21 protein-coding genes are annotated in these 20,938 nt (G+C 33.4%); 4 read left to right on the top strand and 17 right to left on the bottom strand.

Features of this window, described 5'->3' with window-relative positions:
* Nucleotides 1-12 precede the first annotated feature (12 nt).
* Nucleotides 13-1,326, bottom strand: coding sequence for a 30S ribosomal protein S12 methylthiotransferase RimO (gene rimO / locus TD29_RS12635; RefSeq protein WP_040281109.1), 1,314 nt, complete (start codon nucleotides 1,324-1,326; stop codon nucleotides 13-15).
* Nucleotides 1,327-1,483: 157 nt separating this feature from the next.
* Here rimO and TD29_RS12630 point away from each other — a divergent pair, with 157 nt between their 5' ends.
* Entirely contained in the window at nucleotides 1,484-2,554 is a 1,071-nt protein-coding gene (locus TD29_RS12630; RefSeq protein ID WP_040281108.1) for a serine hydrolase domain-containing protein, read from the top strand.
* A 1-nt stretch (nucleotide 2,555) separates the two neighbouring features.
* Here TD29_RS12630 and TD29_RS12625 read toward each other — a convergent pair whose 3' ends face one another.
* The 9 genes from TD29_RS12625 to TD29_RS12590 form a co-directional block, all read right to left on the bottom strand.
* A complete protein-coding gene (locus tag TD29_RS12625) occupies nucleotides 2,556-2,894 on the bottom strand; it encodes a hypothetical protein (RefSeq protein WP_152611515.1) in 339 nt (112 codons plus the stop codon).
* Nucleotides 2,895-2,905: 11 nt separating this feature from the next.
* Entirely contained in the window at nucleotides 2,906-3,880 is a 975-nt protein-coding gene (gene ftsY, locus TD29_RS12620) for a signal recognition particle-docking protein FtsY (protein ID WP_040281106.1), read from the bottom strand.
* A 143-nt stretch (nucleotides 3,881-4,023) separates the two neighbouring features.
* On the bottom strand, nucleotides 4,024-4,176 hold the full coding sequence (locus TD29_RS18255; protein WP_008271041.1) for a DUF4295 domain-containing protein: 153 nt from the start codon (nucleotides 4,174-4,176) through the stop codon (nucleotides 4,024-4,026).
* Between the two features lie 47 nt (nucleotides 4,177-4,223).
* Complete coding sequence (gene rpmG / locus TD29_RS12615) at nucleotides 4,224-4,406, bottom strand: 50S ribosomal protein L33 (protein WP_040281105.1); 183 nt, start codon at nucleotides 4,404-4,406, stop codon at nucleotides 4,224-4,226.
* 27 nt (nucleotides 4,407-4,433) lie between these two features.
* On the bottom strand, nucleotides 4,434-4,670 hold the full coding sequence (gene rpmB, locus TD29_RS12610; protein WP_040281104.1) for a 50S ribosomal protein L28: 237 nt from the start codon (nucleotides 4,668-4,670) through the stop codon (nucleotides 4,434-4,436).
* A 115-nt stretch (nucleotides 4,671-4,785) separates the two neighbouring features.
* Entirely contained in the window at nucleotides 4,786-6,033 is a 1,248-nt protein-coding gene (locus TD29_RS12605) for a competence/damage-inducible protein A (protein ID WP_040281103.1), read from the bottom strand.
* On the bottom strand, nucleotides 6,033-6,374 hold the full coding sequence (locus tag TD29_RS12600; protein ID WP_040281102.1) for an Hpt domain-containing protein: 342 nt from the start codon (nucleotides 6,372-6,374) through the stop codon (nucleotides 6,033-6,035). The genes TD29_RS12605 and TD29_RS12600 overlap by 1 nt, the downstream gene beginning before the upstream one ends.
* A complete protein-coding gene (locus TD29_RS12595; protein ID WP_040281101.1) occupies nucleotides 6,374-6,985 on the bottom strand; it encodes a fumarylacetoacetate hydrolase family protein in 612 nt (203 codons plus the stop codon). Before TD29_RS12595 ends, TD29_RS12600 begins: the two co-directional genes overlap by 1 nt.
* Before the next feature lie 31 nt (nucleotides 6,986-7,016).
* The gene (locus TD29_RS12590) at nucleotides 7,017-7,793 is read right to left on the bottom strand and encodes a 3'-5' exonuclease (protein ID WP_040281100.1); all 777 of its coding nucleotides are present in this window, start codon (nucleotides 7,791-7,793) and stop codon (nucleotides 7,017-7,019) included.
* A gap of 131 nt (nucleotides 7,794-7,924) precedes the next feature.
* Between TD29_RS12590 and TD29_RS12585 the strand changes: the two genes are divergently transcribed.
* On the top strand, nucleotides 7,925-8,500 hold the full coding sequence (locus TD29_RS12585) for a thioredoxin domain-containing protein (protein WP_152611514.1): 576 nt from the start codon (nucleotides 7,925-7,927) through the stop codon (nucleotides 8,498-8,500).
* Between the two features lie 105 nt (nucleotides 8,501-8,605).
* On the opposite strand, the gene TD29_RS12580 is transcribed toward TD29_RS12585, so the two are convergent.
* From TD29_RS12580 to TD29_RS12565, 4 genes are all read right to left on the bottom strand, one after another.
* On the bottom strand, nucleotides 8,606-9,940 hold the full coding sequence (locus TD29_RS12580; protein ID WP_040281098.1) for a dihydrolipoamide acetyltransferase family protein: 1,335 nt from the start codon (nucleotides 9,938-9,940) through the stop codon (nucleotides 8,606-8,608).
* 80 nt (nucleotides 9,941-10,020) lie between these two features.
* On the bottom strand, nucleotides 10,021-11,127 hold the full coding sequence (locus TD29_RS12575) for a glycosyltransferase family 2 protein (protein ID WP_040281097.1): 1,107 nt from the start codon (nucleotides 11,125-11,127) through the stop codon (nucleotides 10,021-10,023).
* 7 nt (nucleotides 11,128-11,134) lie between these two features.
* Complete coding sequence (gene recR, locus TD29_RS12570) at nucleotides 11,135-11,752, bottom strand: recombination mediator RecR (RefSeq protein ID WP_040281096.1); 618 nt, start codon at nucleotides 11,750-11,752, stop codon at nucleotides 11,135-11,137.
* Nucleotides 11,753-11,855: 103 nt separating this feature from the next.
* Nucleotides 11,856-14,354, bottom strand: a complete 2,499-nt coding sequence (locus tag TD29_RS12565; protein WP_084203474.1) for a T9SS type A sorting domain-containing protein — start codon at nucleotides 14,352-14,354, stop codon at nucleotides 11,856-11,858.
* A gap of 159 nt (nucleotides 14,355-14,513) precedes the next feature.
* Between TD29_RS12565 and TD29_RS12560 the strand changes: the two genes are divergently transcribed.
* The gene (locus TD29_RS12560; RefSeq protein WP_040281094.1) at nucleotides 14,514-15,950 is read left to right on the top strand and encodes a sodium:solute symporter; all 1,437 of its coding nucleotides are present in this window, start codon (nucleotides 14,514-14,516) and stop codon (nucleotides 15,948-15,950) included.
* On the opposite strand, the gene TD29_RS12555 is transcribed toward TD29_RS12560, so the two are convergent.
* Complete coding sequence (locus tag TD29_RS12555) at nucleotides 15,927-16,289, bottom strand: CoA-binding protein (RefSeq protein ID WP_040281137.1); 363 nt, start codon at nucleotides 16,287-16,289, stop codon at nucleotides 15,927-15,929. The genes TD29_RS12560 and TD29_RS12555 overlap by 24 nt on opposite strands.
* 190 nt (nucleotides 16,290-16,479) lie before the next feature.
* Between TD29_RS12555 and TD29_RS12550 the strand changes: the two genes are divergently transcribed.
* Entirely contained in the window at nucleotides 16,480-18,963 is a 2,484-nt protein-coding gene (locus TD29_RS12550; protein WP_040281093.1) for an outer membrane beta-barrel family protein, read from the top strand.
* Between the two features lie 505 nt (nucleotides 18,964-19,468).
* Here the strand turns inward: TD29_RS12550 and TD29_RS12545 are convergent.
* Nucleotides 19,469-19,786, bottom strand: coding sequence for a hypothetical protein (locus TD29_RS12545; RefSeq protein WP_152611513.1), 318 nt, complete (start codon nucleotides 19,784-19,786; stop codon nucleotides 19,469-19,471).
* Nucleotides 19,787-19,893: 107 nt separating this feature from the next.
* On the bottom strand, nucleotides 19,894-20,904 hold the full coding sequence (locus tag TD29_RS12540; protein ID WP_040281091.1) for a 3-oxoacyl-ACP synthase III family protein: 1,011 nt from the start codon (nucleotides 20,902-20,904) through the stop codon (nucleotides 19,894-19,896).
* Nucleotides 20,905-20,938 lie beyond the last annotated feature (34 nt).

The raw sequence follows: 20,938 nt of genomic DNA, 5'->3' as shown, positions 1-20,938 counted from the left end.
AAGTATTGTCTACTATGCTTCAGGAACAATTACCTCACCATAAAGATCAAAATCTTCGGCTTCGATGACTTTAATTGTAGCAAACTCACCCGTTTTTAAATACGTTGTAGAGGCATCAATTAACACTTCATTATCTACGTCTGGCGAATCAAATTCTGTACGACCAATAAAATAGTTACCTTCTTTACGATCTATAACGACCTTAAATTCTTGACCGATTTTTTGCTGATTCAATTCCCATGAAATTTGAGATTGAATTTCCATAATTTGGTTAGCACGATCCATTTTCACCTCTTCTGGCACATCATCTTCTAAATTAAATGCATGTGTGTTTTCTTCATGAGAATAAGTAAAGCAACCCATACGCTCAAAACGCATGTCTTTTACCCATTGCTTAAGGGTTTGAAAATCTTCTTCGGTTTCTCCAGGATAACCAACAATTAAGGTTGTTCGTATGGTCATTTCAGGCACTTTTTCTCTAAAGTCTTTCAGGAGTTTTGTGGTTTTTGCTTGGGTTGTACCACGACGCATACTTTTTAAAATAGAATCGCTTATATGTTGTAATGGGATATCTAAGTAATTACAAATTTTAGGCTCTTTTTTCATGAGGTCTAACACATCCATTGGGAAACCCGTTGGAAATGCATAATGCAATCTAATCCATTCTATACCCTCTACTTTTACGAGATGCTCTAATAATTCGGCAAGATTACGTTTTTTGTATAAATCTAAGCCGTAATAGGTTAAATCTTGAGCAATTAATATTAATTCTTTAACACCATTAGCGGCTAATTTTTCAGCTTCGGTCACTAAATTTTCAATGGGAGTACTTTTGTGTTTTCCTCGCATAATTGGGATTGCACAAAAACTACAAGGCCTATCACAACCTTCAGCAATTTTTAAATAAGCATAATTTTTTGGAGTTGTTGTTAAGCGTTCTCCAATAAGTTCGTGTTTATAATCTGCGCCTAATGCTTTTAATAATTGCGGCAACTCTGTGGTGCCAAAATATTGATCTACATCAGGAATTTCTTTTTGCAAATCTGGCTTATAACGCTCACTTAAGCAACCTGTTACAAACACTTTATCTACTTGTCCTGCTTCCTTTTTTTGCATAAAATCAAGAATCGTATTGACACTTTCTTCCTTTGCATTATTTATAAAACCACAGGTATTAATCACTACAACATTTCCTTCTTCTTCATGTACAACGTCTTTTCCGCTGGCTTTTAATTGTCCCATCAACACTTCACTGTCATATACATTCTTGCTACATCCTAGTGTTACAACGTTGATTCTGTTTTTTTTAAGTGATTTTGTTCTCATAGTATTTCCCGCAACAACGGAAATCTCATTTAATTAATATCCCATTTCAAATACATAACGGTATTGTTATAATTTGAGCATGCAAAGATACACAATGATTTGTGATAAAACGTTAAACCTTTTTTATCTTTAACGGTCTAATTATAAATTGAATACCATGAAGCCTACACGTTTAGCACTATTTATTTTTAGTTTGCTTTTACTTTTTAATTGTTCTTCAGACGATACGGAACCAGACTTAAGCCAAGAGTCTATATATTTTCCGCCTTTAACTTCGGAAACGTGGGACACCAAATCTCTGTCTGAAACCGGATGGAATGCCACCAAATTACAACCACTCTTAGACTATCTTGAAGTTAAGAACTCCAAAGGTTTTATCATGCTCCATAACGGAAAAATTGTAGTCGAGCACTATATGAATGGTCATACTGCATCTTCATCATGGTATTGGGCAAGTGCTGGAAAAACATTAACAACAGCGGCTGTTGGTATTGCTCAAGACCAAGGTATTTTAGATATTAACGTTAAAGTTTCTGATGATATTGGTACAGGTTGGACGAGTCTTCCATTAGAAAAAGAAAACCTCATCACAAATAAACACTTACTATCAATGTCATCTGGATTAGACGATACTTTAGGTGAAGATATTTCGGCAGAAAACCTACACTATATTACAGATGCAGGTGAGCGCTGGGCTTATCATGGTGTGTTTTTAAAATTGCAAGATGTGATATCTAGTGCAAGTAATCAAACTTGGAATACCTATTTTGATTCGAATTTAAAAAATAGAATTGGGATGTCTGGTGCTTGGGTACCCATTGGGAACTTAAATGTGTATTGGAGTACAACACGAAGCATGGCTCGTTTTGGATTATTAAACCTTGCAAATGGTACGTGGGAAGACACTCAAATTGTATCTCAAAGTTTTATGAATGAAGCTACAAATACATCACAGTCTATAAATCAATCTTATGGTTATTTATGGTGGTTAAATGGAAAATCGAGTTACCATTTACCACAAAGTCAATTAGAATTTTCTGGAAAACTAATTCCTAATGCGCCTAACGACATGTATTGTGCTTTGGGTAAAAATGATCAAAAAATGTACATCGTACCAAGTGAGAATTTAGTGATTATAAGAATGGGAGAAGCTGCAGACAATTCTAATTTTGCGTTGTCGAATTTTGATGATGAATTATGGGAGAAAATTAATGCTGTCATCAATTAAATTATCCTACCTCATAAGGATTAAAACTATTTATAAAACTGTAAATATCTGCAGAACATATTGTGAATACAATTGTAGCTATAAAAAGCACTATTGCAGCTATTAGATTAAGATGTTTTTTTTTGAAAGCAGCATAAATAAACGCAGCAATTATGACATACAATATCGACATAAAGGTAAGCGGAAAAGTTACAATTTTCCAAATACCCTTAGGAATTAAAGGATTTTCAAATGAGTTAAAGATTGAAGTTCCAATTTGAACCACATAATTTAAAAACTGAACGGTTGACATCCCTAATGAAAGGATTAATAAAATTCTAATAATCTTTTCAGTTTTCAATATCAACAATGCTATTTAAAAAAACTATCTACAAATTCATGTTTATTAAATACTTGTAAATCTTCAATACCTTCACCAACACCAATATATTTTACTGGTATTTTAAATTGATCACTTATACCAATTACAACACCACCTTTGGCAGTACCATCAAGTTTAGTAACTGCGAGTGTTGTAACTTCGGTTGCGGCTGTAAACTGTTTGGCTTGTTCAAAAGCATTTTGACCCGTAGAACCATCTAAAACTAGCAATACGTCATGAGGTGCATCGGCCACTACTTTTTGCATGACACGTTTCACTTTTGTCAGCTCATTCATGAGGTTGATTTTATTATGTAAACGTCCTGCTGTATCAATAATAATAACATCGGCATCTTGGTTTACTCCAGATTGTAAGGCATCAAAAGCGACACTTGCCGGATCACTTCCCATTTCTTGCCTAATCATAGGTACATCAACACGATCTGCCCAAACTTGAAGTTGATCAATGGCAGCTGCTCTAAATGTATCTGCAGCACCAAGTACAACTTTGAGTCCTTTCTTTTTAAATTGATAAGCCAGTTTACCAATAGTTGTAGTTTTACCAACACCATTAACACCTACAACCATTAACACATAAGGTGTTTTAGAACCATCGGCTTGTTTAGGTAACTCAGGTATAACATAATCTGTATCTTCACCCGAATTAGTTTCAGATAACAAGCCAGCTATTTCTTCGCGTAAAATTTGGTTTAATTCTGAAGTACCAAGATACTTATCTTTAGAAACACGCTCTTCAATACGAGTGATAACTTTAAGAGTTGTATCTACTCCAACATCACTAGAGACTAGAACTTCTTCTAGATTATCTAAAACATCATCATCAACTTTAGATTTTCCTGCTACTGCTTTATTTAACTTAGAGAAAAATGAAGTTTTCGATTTCTCTAAACCTTTGTCTAAGGTTTCTTTTTTTTCCGAAGAAAATATTTTTTTAAAAAAACTCATACGTTATTCATATTTACAAGTAGTTGTCAAATGTCGAGCCGAAAATTTTTCCTGCTATTTTGTCACTTAAAGCTCAAATATAGACATAAAAAAACTGCTTTCAAATATGAAAGCAGTTCATCATTAAACACTAAATGTTTAATTTATTTTTTGTTTAAAAAATCATTAACAAACTCTGGTGCCATCACTGACTCCACAAACATATAAGCTCCAGTTTTTGGTGATTTTACCATTTTGATTGCTTTTGTAAGTCTCTTAGATCCTGTTTGTAATGATGCTACTGATTTCTTTGCCATGACTTTATGGGTATTGTTTTAATATTTCTTTCGAAAATCTTAAATTATTATTTAATCTCTTTGTGAACTGTCATACGCTTTAAAACAGAATTAAATTTCTTAATTTCCATTCTCTCTGGCGTATTCTTCTTGTTTTTTGTAGTAATGTAACGAGATGTTCCTGGTTGCCCAGACTCTTTATGCTCTGTACATTCTAATATAACCTGTATTCTATTTCCTTTTTTTGCCATTGTACGTGTATTTAACGCGTGATGCTATTATTTTATAAATCCTTTAGATTTCGCTTCTTTTAATGCAGCAGAAATACCAATCTTGTTGATTGTTTTTAACGTTGAAGCCGCTACTTTTAAAGTAACCCACTTATCTTCTTCAGGAATATAAAAACGCTTCTTTAATAAATTAGCGTTGAATTTACGCTTTGTTTTATTCATTGCGTGAGATACGTTGTTTCCAACCATCGCTTTCTTTCCAGTAAGTTCACAAACTCTTGACATTTCTTTCTAACTTTATATGATGTTATACTGTGTCTATTTTTAAATACCTCTCTTAGATATTTTTAAACAGGGTGCAAATTTAATAAAACTTTGTAATACAGGCAAACTAAAAGTGTTACTTTTTTAAAATTTCTTTTTGTAACAATTCAAAGGCTTTATTTGCTGCTTTATTGATGACTTTAACACGATGGTTTCCAAAGCTAAATTTTTCAGAATAAACTTCTGTTTTTGTTGCGATTGCAATATATACTATCCCTAAATCTTCAGCCGTGTCATCTTTTGTAGGTCCTGCATTACCTGTGGTTGCAATGGCATAATCTGTATTAAATAGTTGTAACACATTTTTCGCCATGGCTTCTGCAACATTCCCACTAACAACAGAATAGGTATCTATAATTTCTTCGGAAACTTTAAGCACATTCACCTTTGCTTCTTTGGTATAACTCACAATACTTCCTTTAAAGTATTTGGATGCACCTGGATTAGTTGTCATACGCTCTGCGAGTAATCCTCCTGTACAACTTTCTGCGGTTGCTATGGTTTTTTGAAGTGATGTAAGTTGTTTCCCTATAACCGCTTCAATAGATAAGTCGTCTTCAAAGCCCACAAAAATATCTGCTATTTGAGGTAGCAGTAATTGGGTTTGCTTTTCCATTTCCGAAGTTATACTAGTTTTATCATCACCTTTGGCAGATAAACGTAATCGTACACGACCCAAACTTGGCAAGTATGCTAATTTGATAAATTTTGGTAATTCGTTTTCAAATGTCTCTATGCGTTCTGCAACACTACTTTCGCCTAAACCGTAGGTTAAAAACGTTTTATGCTGTATATACGGAAACTTAAAACGCGATCGTAATTTTGGTATGACTTCGTCATCAATGAGCGCTTTCATTTCGTAAGGCACACCTGGTAATGAAATAAAAATGGTATTATTTTTTTCTAACCACATACCTGGAGCACTACCAAATTTATTCATAAGCACTGTTGCTTTTGATGGCACTAAGGCTTGATCTAGATTAACTTGGGTTATAGGTTTTTTGATGAAGACTTCCCATAGATGTTCTATATTTTTTCTAACGGAAATATCTTCCTTTAACGTATCGTTAAAATAATTTGTGATTGTAGTTTTGGTAATATCGTCTTTTGTTGGCCCTAAGCCACCTGTAACAATAACGATATCTGCATTAGCTTCGGCTTCTGCAAAAGCTTTTAAAATATGGGTTCGATCATCTTGAACGGATGTTATTTGATATATCGAAACACCAATTTTATTGAGTTGTTTAGCAATAAATGCTGAATTTGTATCGACAATTTGACCAATGAGAATCTCATCACCAATGGTAATAATTTCTGCTTGCATTATAGGTTGAAGTCTTCTTTTAATTCTGACGTTGCATTATCTACAGCTGTAAGTACTAATTGTAGCTCTTTTGTACAATCTTCTCCTACTTTTTCAAATTTCCCCCAATCTTGCACTACAATAAGATCTTTTAAAACCCCTAGTTCAAAGAGATCTATGGTTGGTTTCATTTTATGAGCTGCTTGGTAAGCTTCGCGATAATCGGTTGCTGCTACGGCATTTTTGAGTCTTTCTGCATCTTCTGGAACCTCTTCTAAAAACGCTTCGGCTAACGCTTTTATAAAATCCATATCATTATCTGCCAATTCTTTAACTCTATTTAATTTGTAATGTTGTTCCATTATTTAACTGTAATTGAAAATAATTGCTTATCTTCTATAAATCCTTTTAATTTATCATTGGTAATAACTTTGCCAACTCCTGCAGGTGTACCCGTAAAGATAATGTCTCCAATCTTTAAAGTGAAATATTTTGAGACATATTCTATAATTTCATCTATTTTCCAAAGCATTAGACTTGTATTTCCTGATTGCACAAGCTCCTCATTTTTCTTTAAACTAAAATTAATGTTATTGACATCCTCAAAGTTTGTCTTACTAAGCCACTCACCTATAACCGCTGCTCCATCAAATGCTTTAGCTTTTTCCCAAGGTAATCCTTTTGCTTTGAGTTGAGCTTGCAAGTCGCGCGCTGTAAAATCGATTCCTAGCCCTAGTTGATCATAATACTTGTGTGCAAATTTTTTTGCAATGTGCTTTCCTACTTTATTAATTTTTACAAGTATTTCAACTTCATGATGCACATCATCAGAAAAATCAGGAATAAAGAACGGTTGTTTCTTTAGTAATATAGAGGTATCTGGTTTTAAAAATACAACTGGATCGGTTGGTTTATCGTTTTCTAGTTCTTTAATATGATCCGTATAGTTTCGACCTATGCAAATTAGTTTCATTTGTTAGCTTTTAGATGTTGGCTTTTAGCTATTAGCTTAACTTATTATTAAAAGCTCTTAACTTAATAGCAGTAAGCACCTTTTTTGTGTATAGCGGAAAATCGGCATTAAGTAGCCATCCAAAATATCCTGGCTCTTTATCTAAAACTTCTGTAACGAGTTTACCTTTATGCTTTCCGAAGGAAAAACACTCAACACCTTCTTTATTATAGATGATAAAACCAGCAAAGTCTGCGAATTTTTTACGAGAACTAAACTCTGCCAAAAATTTAGCATCATTTTCTAGGTCATCATATGTATCTAATTGTGCTTTTAAAACTTCATATGTTGCCAAAGTATCGGCTTCTGCACTGTGTGCATTATCCAAATCTTTATCACAATAAAATTTATAGGCTGCACTTAATGTGCGTTGTTCCATTTTATGAAAAATCGTTTGCACATCAATAGATTTTGTAGTTTTCATATCAAAATCTATATCTGCGCGTAACATTTCTTCGGCTAACACAGGGATATCAAATCGGTTAGAATTAAAACCGCCTAAATCACAATCTTTGATTAATTGATACACTTCTTTAGAAATGTCTTTAAATGTTGGTGCATCTGCAATATCAGCGTCTGAAATTCCATGAACCAAAGTCACCTCTGGAGGAATTGGAATTGTTGGGTTCACACGTTTTGTATAGGTTTCTTCTTTTCCGTCTGGAAAAACTTTTAATATAGAAATTTCTACAATTCTGTCGTTAGTGATATTTATACCTGTTGTTTCTAAATCAAAAAAACAGATAGGTTTTGTGAGGTTGAGTTGCATGCGTTTATATTGATATTTTTACAAATATACCTTTAAATTTTATTAATTTTAGCCTAGAATTAATTGAGATTATGCGTTTTATTATAGTGTCTATTTTTTGTTTCATGCTTCCTCTTGCTTCATTTTCACAAATGAGTAGTAATAAGCATGTGAAATTAGTAGAGAAAAAAACGGGTAAACGTCTCCAACTTTTTGCAGAGAACACAGATTCTATTCCTTATATGGTGTTTTTAAGAGTCACTACAACAGATTTTAGAAGAACAAGTAAACGTCCAGTATTAAAAGAAATACCTGGTCATACAAAATTACTTCTCAAAACGCTTATTTTATTAGATGGTAAAGAAGGTATTTATGATGCTTCCTTTATTGTTAATGAAGTGACAACTAATTTAGCGATAAGAAAGAGTAAGGAGTTTGACACTAGTATTAGTGATGCCAAATTAAATAAAAATGTAACTATCTATACTCATACGGATTGTAATTTATGTAATGAAGGGCTCGTTATTCTTGAGGAAAATGCTTTTAATTATAAAAGTTATGATGTAATAACTCATCCTGAAGTCTTAGACCTTTTAACATATGAAGTTGGCGGTTCAAAATCAATTGAAGCTCTTAAATTCCCTGTTTTAAAAATCGAGGGTTCTATTTACACTAGCATTAAAACGCGACAAGAATTTATTGATATTTTAAAAACACATTTTGAGTAGTTCCATTTCCGAAGCAAAAATGATAAACATAAAAAAGCACAGTCTTAACACTGTGCTTTTGCTTTTTATATGATGATGAGACCCCTTTCTTTTTAAAGAAATTTGTTAGATTTCTCTATTAGAATCCCAAGCTTCTAGATAATCTTTTACTGCTTTTACAAATTGACCACCAAGTGCGCCATTAACAACACGATGATCATAAGAATGTGATAAAAACATTCTATATCTAATACCTATAAAATCACCATCAGGAGTTTCTACAACTGCAGGTACTTTTCTAATAGCACCTAGGGCTAGAATCCCTACTTGTGGTTGATTAATAATTGGTGTCCCCATAATACTCCCAAAGGTACCTACATTAGTAACTGTATAGGTTCCTCCAGCAATATCATCTGGTTTTAATTTATTATTTCTTGCACGAGTTGCCAAATCATTTACTTTTTTGGTCATCCCAACTAAGTTTAATTGATCTGCATCTTTAATGACTGGTACAATTAAATTACCATCGCCTAAAGCTGCTGCCATACCTAAATTGATATGTTTTTTCTTAATTACGGTATCACCTTGTAATGAAATATTCATCATTGGAAAATCACGTAATGCTTTTGCAACGGCTTCCATGAAAATTGGTGTGAAGGTTAAATTTTCACCTTCTCGCTTAAAGAAATCGTCTTTAACCTTTTTTCTCCAATTCCATATTTTTGTGACATCAGCTTCAATAAAACTTTGTACGTGAGCAGCAGTTTGCACAGACTCGACCATATGATGTGCAATTAATTTGCCCATTCTAGACATTTCTATGAGCTCATCTTCTCCAGATGCTACTACAGGTGCAGCTGCTTGTTTTTTCTCTACAGTTTTAGTTGATGCTGGCTGAGACTTTGGAGTCTCTTTAGCGACGTCTTTTGCTGGAGTTGGTTGAGACCCACGATTATCAATAAATGCAAGTATGTCATTTTTAGTTACACGACCATCTTTTCCTGAACCTGAAATACCATCTAACTCAGCTTGAGAAATCCCTTCTTGCTTTGCGATATTTCTTACTAATGGTGAGTAGAAACGATCACCAGAGCTAACCACAGGCGCAGTAGTCTCTTTAGCTGCAACCACAGTTTTAGCCACCTCAGCAACCTCAACAGGCGCTACCTCTTCTTGTGCAGGCTCTGCTTTTGGCGCCTCTGTTGAAGCTGTAGCTTCGCCTTCGGTTTCTATAACAGCAATAGTTTGACCTACTTGAACGAGATCATCAACCTCAAACAGTTTTTCTATTAAAACACCATCTACTTCACTTGGTACTTCACTATCTACTTTATCGGTAGCAATTTCAAAAACTGCTTCATCTGCTTCGATAGTATCACCAACATTTTTCAACCAAGATGTTATTGTTGCTTCTGCAACACTCTCTCCCATTTTAGGAAGCTTTAGTTCAAACTTTGCCATATCTGTAATCTAGGGTATGTATTTTGTTACTTGATTGCAAAATTAATTAAAAAACAACACATTCGTTGCGATTATTTCAATTAATTATCATCAAAATTTATAATTGATCCTCTACTTTTGGAGCTATTACTTCCGATGATAAAGTTAGAGTTTTTTGGTAGAATCTTAAAGGTAGCACTAGAATTTTTAGGTGTTTTAGATATGATTTCTATGATTGACTTAAAACTGAGGTGATTATTATCTAAAATATACTCTGTATCATCATCGTATTGCGCTATGTTTGATTGCAAGACTAATGGTTGATTTATAGCGTTTTCTAGGTGTGTGTTCATTTCCGAAGAAATCAATACTAATTTTCGATTTGAAGAAGACGTATTAGGTATCGATTTTTGAAATAAAGGCGCACATCTAATTCCTAACCAAACCATGGCATCAAACACTATATTAGATTTAAAATGTTTATTGTAAAAAATTTGCATGGCTCCATAAAATCGTTTGGCATAGGTTTTATCTTTTAACGTACTTTCACCTTTATAATGTATCGCTGTTGTTGCACCAACATACATATTATTGTAACCGGCTTGCCTCACTTTATAAGACAAATCTATATCTTCTCCATACATAAAATAGTCTTCATCAAAACCTTTAACTTGCTTATAAACCGATGTTTTAAGCAGCATAAATGCACCTACAAAAACTGGAGCTAAACCTGTAGAAGTTTCATTAATGTCGTTTGCGTAATACGAACTTGTTAGCCCGATAATTTTTTTAATAGCCACACTTGGTGTTGGGATTTTTCGTTTACTTTCGGGTAAAAACTGACCTTTACCGTCTATTAATCTACAGCCTATAATACCTGGATTTTTGTTTGCTTCGGAAATTTTAAGGAGCAACTCAAATGTGTCTTCTGCAACAACCGTATCTGGATTTAGAATACATAAATAATCACCTTTTGCTTCTTTTACTGCAATGTTGTTTCCTTTTGAAAAGCCGTAATTTTTAGAGTTCTCAATTAATTTCACCTTCGGAAATTGGCGTTTTACCATCTCACAACTATCATCTTTAGACAGATTGTCTACAACGATGATTTCAGCATCTATAGATGTTAAGGCTGCTTCAACACTTTTAATACAGAGCTCCAAAAAGTGGCGCACATTGTAGTTGAGTATGATTACAGATAATTTCAATAGTTGGTTATGATTTTAGAGATGTTTCAAACGGAATTCTATTAATGATACTTCTACCTAAGGTCACCTCATCTGTGTATTCTAGCTCATTTCCGACAGAAATACCTCTAGCAATAGTAGATGTTTTAATATCGTAATCTTGAATTTGTTTATAAATATAGAAATTGGTTGTATCACCTTCCATGGTAGATCCAAGTGCAAAAATAAGTTCGGTAATTGAGCCTTGCTTAACTTTTTCTACCAATGTATTTATGTTTAATTCATTAGGACCTATACCATCCATTGGTGATATTTTTCCGCCTAAAACATGGTATAAGCCTTTAAAGGAACTTGTGTTTTCAATAGCCATAACATCTCTTATATCTTCAACAACACATACTACATTTTCAATGCGGTTTGGGTTGGCGCAAATTTCGCAAACATCAGTATCACTAATATTATGACAGCTTTTACAAAATTTTATCTCGGTACGCATGGCATTTAGAGCTTTTGTAAAATCAAGGGTTTGCTCTTTTGGCTGCCTAAGCATATGTAGCACTAATCGTAAGGCTGTACGTTTACCAATACCTGGTAAATGCGACATTTCATTGACTGCGTTTTCTAGTAATTTAGAAGAAAATTCCATACTTGCGAATTTACAATATGTAAAACAATTTTAAATGCGTTTATATAAAAAAACCATCATTATAAAACTAATGATGGTTTTTCACTTATTTAAAAATTAAGTTTTATTTGATCAATAATTTTTTAGTAACAGATCCTTGAAGATTATTAATTTTCACAAAATAAAGACCTGTTGCATATGATGACACATCAATAGTTGTAGGTTGAGAAATATTAATATTTTTAGAATAGAACATCAATTTACCGAGAGCATCAAAGATTCTCACAGAAACTAAATCACTTTGATTCCAATTGATAGTTACATTATTTTTTGCCGGATTAGGATATATTTCAAAAGACTCTAAGGCAAATTCATCTACGCTTAATGTTGCATCATACACATTTGAACTCCAAAGTCCGCGACCATAAGTACCTGCATAAATTTTATTATCTGCTGTATTGATTTCTAACTCACTAATGATAACATTAGGTAAGCCGTTACTAAATGGTTGCCACTCTGTAAGTGTATCATCGATATAATAAATACCGTAATTCATACCTAAGTACAATCCGTTTTCGCCATTGTCATGCCATGCTAATGCTTGAGCACTAAAATTAGGTAGATTTAATTTATATGACGTCCATGAGTTCCCGCTGTTTGTTGACACGTATACTCTTTGGCTCCCTGTAGTTGCAATGGCTACTCTACTTGGATCTGTTGGATGAATAGCAATAGAGTTTATAGATCCAGAAAAACCTCCTAACGACGACCAATTTGGAAGTGTACCAACAAACGTATTCATATATAAATTTGAACCTCTTGCTGCATACTGAAAATTACTACTTGAAGGTGCTATTTTTAAATGGTTAAGATTTCCTCCAAAATTTTGAGATACACTCTCCCAAGTATTACCTCCATTTGTTGATTTATACACTTCATCATACCCTGAGTAAATAGTATTTGCTAAAATTGGATCCTGCTCAAAAGGTGTAACCCAATTACCAGATTTATTTTCAGGACTAGGAATACTACCAATACTGGCACCTCCATTGAAAGACCTGTAAAGCGATCCATTTTGTGATGTACCATAGATTACATTTGGATTATTTTTATCAATAAAACTTTCCATACCATCAGCGCCTATCCAATCTGTCCAATCACCATTGACATCCATAATAGATGTTCCATTATCTTGTGAGCCGCCTGTCACCATTACCGGATTAGTTTGACTAATACCAATTTTGTAAAATTGACGTATTCCCATTCCGTTCGTTAAATCTTTATAATAAGTCGTATTAACGACTGTAGGATTTTCTGCTACAAATAATCCGCCGTCTGTACCAACATATAATTTATCATTAATAAACTCTAAAATATCAACATCGGCATGGCAATAGCCAATACCTTGCCCATTAGCACTACCTGGTGTCCATTGTGATGTTGGTGTAAATGTTACACCTCCATTTGTAGATCTCCAAGTATTAACTCCAGCTATATGCACATCATTAATATCATTTGGATTCACAGCAATATCCATATCTCTCGGAGCTTGACCTACTCCTACGTCATCTGGATCTGTTGGATCAGAACTATAACCAAAGTAGTTTTTACCAGAGTGATTTAACGCAGTAAAAGGCGCAAGGTTAACCGATTTATATAATCCTCCAAAAGCGCCACCTGAAGCTTCTAACACATAAACAACATCTGGATCATTTGGAGATACTCCAATCATTTTTGGGCCAAAAGAAAACGCATTTGATGGTGCAAAAGTAGCACCACCATCTGTAGACGTATAAAATACAGATCCTGACGCAAAAACAACATTTGTATCACCTGGTTTAAATTCAAAATCATAACCTGTAGAAGCACTAGAATGAATTGAAGACCAATTAACACCTGCATTTGTAGATTTAAACAGTCCGCCACTTTGCGCAGAACAATACATTTTATTAGTGTTTGTTGGATCTATAAGAATTTTATTTACTGCACCATCTCCAATATCTGCTAAAACATTCCAAGTGATACCGCTATCTAAAGACGTAAAGATAATCCCACTTCCTGAACCCCAAAAATAAGTTGTATTTACAGTAGGGTGAATAGCTAAAGCAGACACATTTAAATTTGACAAATTATCTGTTAATACGGTCCAGTTTAAACCACCATCTATAGATCTCCAAACTCCTCCTGTATCTGCACCTGCAATAATATGATTAGGGTTTGCTGGTTCAACCGCAACTGAAGTGATACGGCCAACACCAGGATTCCATCCACTGGTAGCATTCCATGATGTTGGGCCTAATTGCTCCCAAGTACCAACTGTCGTTCTTGCTGATGCTCCATTTGCATTTAGGTAACTATTATAGTTTTCTAACTCATTGAAATAAAACTCTGGTGATGGCAACATTCCGTTTTCATCCATATTTCTTAACGCTTGGTATTCCCATCGTTTATAAGGTTTATATCCTTTTCCTCGCTCTGTACCAACTTGAGCGAAATGCATTTCGGCTGCAGTTTGAATATCTTGTACTGTGTAAGTACCTTGAGAAATCATTTGTTTATAATCTTGCGAAAACGTTGTAGTAACTGACAAGAGAAATGCCAGAAGTAAGAAGTAATTTTTCATTTTAATAGGGATTTTTTTCAGTTTAAACGCTAGTAAGAGTTTTCTAATAATAATCTGATATTCAGAAATACATAATATCAATTAGAATTTACTTAATATTGTTTGCAATTTTTTACGAAAATAATATATTTCATTTAAATCTCTGTTAAAACCTTCTTTATGTCGACGAACGTCATCATTTTTCTTATTCTAGCTTACTTTGGTGTTTTAATACTTATCTCTTATTTTACAGGTAAATCATCTGGTAATACTGCTTTTTTTAAGGCAGACAAGCAATCACCTTGGTATATTGTCGCTTTTGGGATGATTGGCGCCTCGTTATCTGGTGTTACATTTATTTCGGTTCCTGGTTGGATAGAAGCCTCACAGTTTAGCTACATGCAAGTTGTTTTGGGTTATATTCTAGGCTATTTAGTTATAGGAACTATTCTTTTGCCTTTATATTACAAATTAAACCTTACCTCTATATATACCTATTTAGAAACACGATTTGGTAATTATGCTTATAAAACAGGAGCCTCTTTTTTTTTAATTTCGAGAATTGTTGGCGCTAGTTTTAGATTATTTTTAGTTGCAAACGTTTTGCAAATAATACTATTTGACGAATTAGGTGTTAGCTTTTGGCAAACGGTAACAATTACGGTTTTACTTATATGGTTGTACACCTTCAAATCTGGTATAAAAACTATTGTATGGACGGATACGCTACAAACTTTATTTATGCTCATAGCTGTTGGAGTAGCAATATATTTTGTTAGTGACTCTTTAGCAATCCAAGATGGAAATATTTTAAGCTACGTACTAGACAGTGATCTTTCTCAAGTTTTCTTTTTTGACGATTACAAATCGGCAAATTATTTCTGGAAACAGTTTATTTCTGGTGCATTTATAGCCATTGTAATGACAGGTTTAGATCAAGATATGATGCAAAAAAACCTAACTTGCCGCTCGTTGAAGGATGCTCAAAAAAACATGTTTTGGTTTACCATAGTGCTCACTGTTGTTAACTTTATATTTTTGAGTTTAGGACTGTTACTTACAGTCTATGCTCAGCAAAATGGTATTGATGCTCACAAAGATGATTTATTTCCTATTCTTGCTAAAAATCATTTAGGCACAACTGTATTTGTATTTTTCTTGTTAGGATTAATTGCAGCCGCTTATAGTAGTGCAGATAGTGCATTGACATCATTAACAACATCGTTTAGTATTGACATTTTGGATATTGAAAAAAAGTATTCCGAAGCAAAACAAGTTACTATTAGAAAACAAATTCATGTTGCTATATCTGTGATTCTTATCTTAGTAATAGTTGCTTTTAAGTATATCATACAAGATGAAAGTGTTATAAAAAAACTCTTTGTATTTGCAGGATATACTTACGGACCTTTATTAGGCCTCTATGCTTTTGGGCTCTTTACAAAATGGAATGTCAAAGATAAAATTGTACCTATAATTGCAATTCTTTCTCCTATCCTATCTTACATAATAAGTGTAAATAGTTTAAAATGGTTTGGGTTTGAATTTGGTTTTTTTATCTTAATTTTAAATGGATTTTTGACCTTTCTAGGTTTAATATTGATTCGTAGACAATAATACCAAAGTGCAAGCTTCTTCAAAATAAATACCTTGTTGTTTTAAAAGGTTTTGAAATTCTGAGTTTTCGGTTCCTGGATTAAATATAATGCGTTTAGGTTGTAGTCCTATTAAATACTCATAATAGGCTTTTTGGCGCTCGGGATTAAGATACAGTGTTATGGTATCGATATCCTTATATGGCATTAAACTCGTATCAATATCTATGCCTGCGACTTGGCCTTCTCTTAACCCAAAAGCAACAACATCGTGATTGTAGCTTGTTAATCTTTTCATGGCAATATTAGAGTATCTCTCTGGCTTTAACGAGGCTCCAATTACTAAAGTTTTCTTATTCATAGGTTTTACTTTTTTATTGATCATTTTATAATATACTACAAAATTTGATGTTCCATTTGTTAAAACCGTGTTAAGTAATGTTAAAAAAAGTAACGTATTAAAAAATAGATCGTCTATATCATAACAACTATTAATTTCATCTAATCAATCCTTACTGAATCTATTCAGTATAAAAATCAATCAAAAAAAAATGAAAACACTTACACAAGTGTGTATTTGCCTATTTACAATCTTTGCATTTGCACAACCCAAAAATTTAGACTTAAGAGACGGACAAATTTCAGGCAGAGTCATAGACGCAACCTTAAATGAACCGCTACCTTACGTCAATATCGTGATTAAAAATTCCGAAGAAAAAACAATTACTGGCGGAATTACTAGAGACGATGGTACCTTTGAAATCGATAAAATACCAGAAGGTAAGGTTACAGTATCGATACAATACATTGGCTTTGCCACAGTATCAAAAACTGTAACTATTGGAAAAGACAGTTACAAAATTGATTTAGGTGATATTCGCCTTGAAGAAGATTTGGCAAGCTTAGACGAAGTTACTGTAGTTGCCGAAATCACCACCATTCAACAAAAAGTTGACCGAAAAGTGATTAACGTAGGTAAAGATCTAACTACTGCAGGAGCTTCTGCCAGTGATATTATGAATAACATTCCGTCTGTAAATGTAGATCAACAAACGGGTAACATTAGTCTTCGTGGCAATGAAAATGTAAGAGTTATGGTAGACGGAAAATTATCTAATGTGCCTATTGCTCAACTTTTAAAGCAAATCCCTTCAACATCTATAAAACAAATTGAATTGATCACAAATCCTTCAGCAAAATACAATCCAGAAGGTATGAGTGGGATTATTAATATCATACTGCATAAAAATACTTCTATAGGTTTCAACGGAAATATCAACTTCGGGTTAACCAAAGAAATAAATGCAAAATTTAATAGTTCAATAGATATGAATTACCGTAACGGAAAATTTAATCTCTACGGAAATTACGGTAACAACATTGGTAATAATGCCAATTACGGACGTATAGAACGCTTGGATGATGGCTCTCTTCAAACATTTGATTTTTTAAACAATAACAAATCACATCTCTATAAAGTTGGTGTTGATTTTTATATGAATGATCACAATACAGTATCATTTTTCACTAACCAAAACTTATTTAATGGTTTAGGAACAGGAGAGACTGGCATTCAATACATTGACCAACCGTTTCAATCACAAGTATTTAATAATGATATTGAAAACACTGTAGCGCAATACAATGGTGTTTATAATCACAAATTAAAAAAGGAAGACGAAACATTAGATTTAGAAGTAGATTACAGTGTTTTTGCTCAAGATGAAGTGGCCAATTTTATGTTTAATAATATTGTATTTCCTCCTAATTATACAGATATTGTAGATACAGATAGAGATCAAACCACGATTAATTTAGACTATGTCAATCCATTATCTGAGAAAGCAAAATTAGAAATTGGTGCAGAAGCACGTTTATTTGACACACAAATAGATTATAACTCCTCAGGATTATCTGTTAATGAAAATCAAGATGCAACACCAAATAATGGTGATGAATTTATCCCAACACCTGCAACCGATTTTAATTACAAACGAGATATCTATTCGGTATATGTAACGTATGGCAAAACATTTGAAAAATTTAGCTATCAAATTGGAGCACGTGCCGAAAGCGTAACTGAAGATGCCTCTGCCATTCGTCAATTAGAAAACTCTAGTGAGACAACACCGTTTGAGAATGATTATTTTCAAATCTATCCATCGGCTTTTGTAACCTATACACCTAGCGATAAAAATTCTTATCAAATGAGTTTTAGTCGTCGTGTAGATCGTCCAGGATTACAACAAGTTAATCCAATTAGAGAATGGAGTACGCCTTTAATTTCTTCCTTCGGAAATACGAACCTACAACCTCAGTTCACAAATTCAATAGAGGTTAATTATACTAGAAAATTTGAAAAAGGAACGGTTACAGGAGGCGTTTTTTACAGATTAGTTGAAGACGAAATCAACAGAGCCGTATTTATAGACCGATTAGATCTTAACAAAAACATTTTAACCTATGACAACTTTGAAAACACTACAGCTTTTGGTATTGAGATTAGTAGCAATTTTAGACCCACAAAATGGTGGAGTTTAAACGGAAGTTTCGATTTATTTTCTCGTCAACAAAAGGGAATTGCCGAAACGCTAACAGCGCCTACAAATGTTGCTACAGTAGATGATATCGAACGATCAACGATTGAAGTTAATAATGTGGTGTACAACTTTAGATTGTTCAACAATTTTAAAGTGACTAAAAAATTAAGCTTATCGTTATTCTCAATGTATAGAGGCGAAGAAAAGAGCTTACAATTTGAACGCCAACCTATGTTTATGGTAAATACAGGATTACGTTATAGCTTTTTAGAAGACAATCGTGCTACATTTAGTTTTAACTACAGTGATATTTTAAACACCATGAAATTTGAATTTGAAGGCGATAGACCTCAACCTAATAAAGGACAATTTAATTGGGAATCTAACACTTGGAATATTGGATTGTCATACCGTTTTGGTGGTGGAAAATACAGAGCCTTACAACGTAAAAATAGAGATAACAACGAAAAATCTGGAAGCGGAGGATTTATATAACCACCTAATCATAGATCAAAGAAACATTTGGTAACCTACATATAATAGTTGATGGTTAGTGTTAATTGTACGGTTATTGAATAAGAAAACCCAAAACGCAAGTTTTGGGTTTTTGTTTGTATTAGACGTATTATAAATAAATGTTAAACACATTAAAATATGTTATCTACCAATAGTTATTACGACAAAATGCTCATCATAATATTTGGTGTATTTAAGTTAACCCTTAAATAAAGTTAATTAATTAATAACGAGGAAAGTCTGTGGTGAGAACTACAGGCTTTTTTTTAGCTAAAATTTGAACACTTCAAATCTCAGGCTAAGAATTACACAAACAGCAACTGTTAATTGATAGTTAAAACCGAACATCTATGAAATAAAATGAAAATTTAAGCGTCTTAAGAGTGTGATAAGTTTTATAGCTAATCAATTTAATACATCATGATTTAATGGTTATAGTTTTAGTGTATAATTAAATTGATTAATAGCAGAAAAATCCCGAAGTTTAGACTTTGGGATTTTTTGTTTTTGAGCGTCTCAATGTTTTATAAAGTTGCATCACAATAAAAGATTGTATGGCTATATTGAGAATAGTTAACACAATCCCAAGCCAAGCTTCTCTTGCATAAAATGGTAAGTCTCGTCCAAAAATACTCATTGGAAAACTTAAAAAGCGAAGAAGCAAATTAGTTAACGTACTTAATTTAATATTAAAAATAGATGTGCCTTCTGCAAATAAGTAGGCGTTTCCGATACCTAGTGCAATTTCAAATACTACAAGAAAAATGAAAATTTTTAAAAATAATTTGACTGATGCCTTCATTTTTAAATGCATATGACAATGCTGGTGTTTTTACCAACAATTTTTAAAAGGTTTTAGATAATTTAAATAAAATTATATAATGAGATCCCTTTCTGCAAAGGGATTGGTTACCACTTCATAATCACACTTCCCCAAGTAAAGCCACTACCAAAAGCAGCCAATACAACCGTATCACCTTCTTTTATTTTACCTTCTTCCCAAGCTTCGGTTAACGCAATTGGTATAGATGCAGCCGTCGTGTTTCCATATTTTTGGATGTTATTAAACACTTGGTCATCTTCTAATTTAAACTTACGTTGTATAAATTGAGCGATACGCAAATTGGCTTGATGCGGTATTAACATATCTATATCATCAACTTGTAAGTTGTTTTTCATTAAGCCTTCCATAATCACTTCACTAAAACGAACTACTGCGTTTTTAAATACAAATTGTCCGTTCATGTACGGGAAATAACTTTCGTCATTAGGATCATTATCTGCTATAATATCATTTACCCAACGCTTACCCATACCAGGAGCAATCAATACCAATTCTTCGGCATGTTCACCTTGCGAATGTAAGTGCGTAGATAAAATTCCTTTGCTTGTATCTTCCTCTCTTGTTAATACAGCAGCTCCTGCTCCATCTCCAAAAATTACGGAGACTCCTCGTCCGCGAGTGGTTTTATCTAATCCGTGAGAATGTAACTCACTACCAATCACCAAAATGTTTTTATACATCCCAGTTTTGATAAAATTATCTGCTACAGAAAGAGCATACACAAAACCAGAACATTGGTTACGCACATCTAAAGCACCAACCGTTTTAATATCTAGTGCGTGTTGTACTTGCACACCAGGACCAGGAAAATACATATCTGGACTTAAGGTTGCAAACACAATAAAATCGATATCATCTTTATCTAAACCAGAGCGTTCAATGGCAATTTTGGCAGCTTTCACTCCCATTCCTGAAGTAGTATCGTCAGTTCCTGGAATGGCCCAACGACGTTCTTTAATTCCTGTACGTTCCTGGATCCACGCATCATTTGTATCCATCATTTTGGATAAATCATCATTTGTCACTACGTTATCAGGAACGTAATGTCCCAAACCAATAATCTTAGAATTGTACATAAAAACTTGTTTTTGTTCCCAAAAAATGGGACGC

The organism is Psychroserpens damuponensis (assembly GCF_000826655.1).
In the GTDB taxonomy this organism is placed as follows: domain Bacteria; phylum Bacteroidota; class Bacteroidia; order Flavobacteriales; family Flavobacteriaceae; genus Psychroserpens; species Psychroserpens damuponensis.
Note: the sequence above shows the minus strand (reverse complement) of the source record. Positions and strands in the feature narration are given on the sequence as shown.

Excerpts from the sequence above, each read along its gene's own strand:
- rimO (WP_040281109.1), bottom strand. The coding sequence starts at position 1,326 with ATGAGAACAAAATCACTTAAAAAAAACAGAATCAACGTTGTAACACTA.
- TD29_RS12630 (WP_040281108.1), top strand. The coding sequence starts at position 1,484 with ATGAAGCCTACACGTTTAGCACTATTTATTTTTAGTTTGCTTTTACTT.
- ftsY (WP_040281106.1), bottom strand. The coding sequence starts at position 3,880 with ATGAGTTTTTTTAAAAAAATATTTTCTTCGGAAAAAAAAGAAACCTTA.
- TD29_RS18255 (WP_008271041.1), bottom strand. The coding sequence starts at position 4,176 with ATGGCAAAGAAATCAGTAGCATCATTACAAACAGGATCTAAGAGACTT.
- rpmG (WP_040281105.1), bottom strand. The coding sequence starts at position 4,406 with ATGGCAAAAAAAGGAAATAGAATACAGGTTATATTAGAATGTACAGAG.
- rpmB (WP_040281104.1), bottom strand. The coding sequence starts at position 4,670 with ATGTCAAGAGTTTGTGAACTTACTGGAAAGAAAGCGATGGTTGGAAAC.
- TD29_RS12605 (WP_040281103.1), bottom strand. The coding sequence starts at position 6,033 with ATGCAAGCAGAAATTATTACCATTGGTGATGAGATTCTCATTGGTCAA.
- TD29_RS12600 (WP_040281102.1), bottom strand. The coding sequence starts at position 6,374 with ATGGAACAACATTACAAATTAAATAGAGTTAAAGAATTGGCAGATAAT.
- TD29_RS12595 (WP_040281101.1), bottom strand. The coding sequence starts at position 6,985 with ATGAAACTAATTTGCATAGGTCGAAACTATACGGATCATATTAAAGAA.
- TD29_RS12590 (WP_040281100.1), bottom strand. The coding sequence starts at position 7,793 with ATGCAACTCAACCTCACAAAACCTATCTGTTTTTTTGATTTAGAAACA.
- TD29_RS12585 (WP_152611514.1), top strand. The coding sequence starts at position 7,925 with ATGAGTAGTAATAAGCATGTGAAATTAGTAGAGAAAAAAACGGGTAAA.
- TD29_RS12580 (WP_040281098.1), bottom strand. The coding sequence starts at position 9,940 with ATGGCAAAGTTTGAACTAAAGCTTCCTAAAATGGGAGAGAGTGTTGCA.
- recR (WP_040281096.1), bottom strand. The coding sequence starts at position 11,752 with ATGGAATTTTCTTCTAAATTACTAGAAAACGCAGTCAATGAAATGTCG.
- TD29_RS12565 (WP_084203474.1), bottom strand. The coding sequence starts at position 14,354 with ATGAAAAATTACTTCTTACTTCTGGCATTTCTCTTGTCAGTTACTACA.
- TD29_RS12560 (WP_040281094.1), top strand. The coding sequence starts at position 14,514 with ATGTCGACGAACGTCATCATTTTTCTTATTCTAGCTTACTTTGGTGTT.
- TD29_RS12555 (WP_040281137.1), bottom strand. The coding sequence starts at position 16,289 with ATGAATAAGAAAACTTTAGTAATTGGAGCCTCGTTAAAGCCAGAGAGA.
- TD29_RS12550 (WP_040281093.1), top strand. The coding sequence starts at position 16,480 with ATGAAAACACTTACACAAGTGTGTATTTGCCTATTTACAATCTTTGCA.
- TD29_RS12545 (WP_152611513.1), bottom strand. The coding sequence starts at position 19,786 with ATGAAGGCATCAGTCAAATTATTTTTAAAAATTTTCATTTTTCTTGTA.
- TD29_RS12540 (WP_040281091.1), bottom strand. The coding sequence starts at position 20,904 with ATGTACAATTCTAAGATTATTGGTTTGGGACATTACGTTCCTGATAAC.